The sequence below is a fragment of the Neisseria basseii genome, assembly GCF_962707005.1.
In the GTDB taxonomy this organism is placed as follows: Bacteria; Pseudomonadota; Gammaproteobacteria; order Burkholderiales; family Neisseriaceae; genus Neisseria; species Neisseria bergeri.
Map to the genome: position 1 here is coordinate 1 of NZ_CAUIXH010000050.1, position 1,347 is coordinate 1,347.

The following is a 1,347-nucleotide window of genomic DNA, read 5'->3' on the forward strand; positions in this document are numbered from 1 at the left end:
GATAAAAATGACCAAAGTCCTTTCAGTAACATTTTTGATTTTTTAGCGAGCCTTTTCATTTTCCCGGCGAGATCGGAAATGGCAGCGATACTTTGGCCGCCGATATGCTTAAGTTCAGTAACCTTAGTGCGTAAATCCAGTACCCTTAAGTTACGTAAACCATTAACTGGCAGGGTGTGAAACAGCTCACTCGAAATCTACTTGAGTCTAATCTAAACTATCCAAGCAGTAATTAGTACAAAAAAAGCAAACTTATTTTAGGAGCTTATGATGACTGAAAAATTGCAGCCGCGATAAACCGTGGGAGAGTCTCGGCATTTCCCGCGCCACGTGATACAAACGTGGCAAACCAATGCCGTCTGAAACCGTACAACAGGAGATAAAATGATGCTTGCTCAAATCGAACTCACTCCCTACCCGAAGCCCTAAAACGCACAGAGAACGCCGCAGCGCGCCAAAAACTGACAGAACTGCGGCGGATGTTGGAGAGCAAAGGAGGTTAATTTAATTTCAGGTTAGGACTTTCCAATTCAAATTTCTGTTTTTCCAGAACCTGATTGATTTGCTCATCAGACAATCCAGCTTCTGTTAGGGATATACGAAGTTGTTCAACACGTTGAAGGAAAGCCTGTTTGGCTTGATACACACCATCAGCGATAAATTGTGCGTTCAAATCGCCTTCAATGCGGTAAAACTTAATGTTTGAAATACAGGAGTAAAACCAATCAAACCGAGCGGTCAGTTCCTGAATGGCTATTGTTCCGTGTGCTTCACTGATGCCTTCACGGCCTAGATAAACACTGCGCTGAATCTTTTCAAATCCATGTCTAGCCAAGATGTGTTTAATATCCGCATAGGCATTGTTATAACTATTTCCGTGGTAATTGTTTTTCAGACAGTTGGTATCCATGTCAAAGGTAATCAGGTAACGGCTCATTATTTTTCTCCTGTTACGTTTCAGACGGCATCGGTTTCCCGCGATAATACCAAGTGCGGCGCATGATACCGAGCTTTTCCCACGGTTTATCGCGGCTGATAGTGTTTTCGGCGAGGTAGTCGGCACGTGTTTGAGACCACCAGCGAGTGATTGTGCTTTCAGCTACAATAATTTCACTGCTTTCCCTATGTTTAAAAATCTATCCATATTGGATAGTTTAGATTAGACTTAAGTAGATTTCAAGTGAGCTGTTTAACCCTTAGCTAGCAAGGGTTTCGGTGGCGTAAGGTTACTGAACTTAAGCATATCGGCGGCCAAAGTATCGCTGCCATTTCCGATCTCGCCGGGAAAATGAAAAGGCTCGCTAAAAAATCAAAAATGTTACTGAAAGGACTTTGGTCATTTTTATC

Annotated in this window: 1 protein-coding gene; it reads right to left on the reverse strand. The window is 42.7% G+C overall.

The genetic code is table 11. The annotated features are described in order from the left end of the window. Positions 1-499 precede the first annotated feature (499 nt). The gene (locus Q9I99_RS11225; protein WP_301668565.1) at positions 500-937 is read right to left on the reverse strand and encodes a VapD; all 438 of its coding nucleotides are present in this window, start codon (positions 935-937) and stop codon (positions 500-502) included. Positions 938-1,347 lie beyond the last annotated feature (410 nt).

Bases quoted from the DNA above. Each gene is read 5' to 3' on its own strand.
- Q9I99_RS11225 (WP_301668565.1), bottom strand. From the start codon at position 937: ATGAGCCGTTACCTGATTACCTTTGACATGGATACCAACTGTCTGAAA.